1 protein-coding gene is annotated in these 1,081 nt (G+C 55.4%); it reads right to left on the minus strand.

The window, feature by feature from the left end; translation table 11 throughout:
• Positions 1-1,081: helicase-related protein (locus tag COY37_RS03175; protein ID WP_353682996.1), on the minus strand; the 1,081-nt coding region annotated here is incomplete at both ends.

Below are 1,081 nucleotides of genomic sequence, written 5' to 3' on the forward strand. Positions count from 1 at the left end.
CGTTGATGGCGCGGCTCATCGAATCGGTAACCGTATCGGCATACATTATTACCTGGCCGCTTACGTTTCGGGCGGCGCGTCCTATTGTTTGGATAAGGCTTCGCTCGGATCTAAGGAAGCCTTCTTTATCGGCGTCCAGGATGGCTACCAGGGATACCTCGGGCAGGTCGAGGCCCTCGCGTAGCAGGTTAATGCCGACGAGAACGTCGAATTCGCCGCGCCGCAGATCGGTTAGAATCTTAACGCGCTCAAGCGTATCGATGTCTGAATGAAGATAGCGCACCTTTACGCCTGCCTCCATGAGGTAATCCGTCAGGTCTTCGGCCATTTTCTTGGTGAGCGTTGTGACGAGAACGCGCTCGGTCTTTTGGGTGCGCCCGCGTATCTTATCCAAAAGGTCGTCGATCTGGCCTTTTGTCGGCATAACGATTACCTCGGGGTCGACAAGGCCGGTCGGGCGAATGATCTGCTCGGCTGTTTGCTTTGAAACCTGCCCCTCAAACGGCCCCGGGGTGGCGCTGACGAATACAATCTGCGGCACTTTTGCGATGAACTCTTGGAATTTTAGCGGGCGGTTATCCACCGCTGAGGGGAGCCTGAAGCCGTGGTCGACCAGCGTTTGCTTACGCGCCCTGTCGCCTTTATACATGCCGTTGAGCTGCGATATTGTTATATGGGACTCGTCGATTAGGACAAGCAAATCGTCTGGGAAATAATCCAGCAGGGTATCCGGCGCCTCGCCGGGCGCTTTGCCGGAGAAGTGCCTCGAGTAGTTCTCGATGCCGTTGCAATACCCGACTTCTCTGATCATCTCAAGATCGTATTTGGTGCGCTGCTCTAAACGCTGCGCCTCAAGAAGCTTGCCCTGGTCTTTTAGCTCGAACAGGCGCTCGTCAAGTTCGTTCTCGATTGACAGAAGGGCGCGTTCGATCTTCTCTTCGATGGTGACGAAGTGGGTTGCCGGATAAATAGCTATGTGGTCGTGGGCTTTCATCATCTCGCCGGTCAAGGGGTCGATGGTGATGATGCGCTCGACGGTGTCCCCGAAAAACTCCACGCGAATCGCCACCTCGTCGTAAGC

It is taken from the genome of Candidatus Aquicultor secundus (assembly GCF_002791875.1).
Classification (GTDB): domain Bacteria; phylum Actinomycetota; class Aquicultoria; order Aquicultorales; family Aquicultoraceae; genus Aquicultor_A; species Aquicultor_A secundus.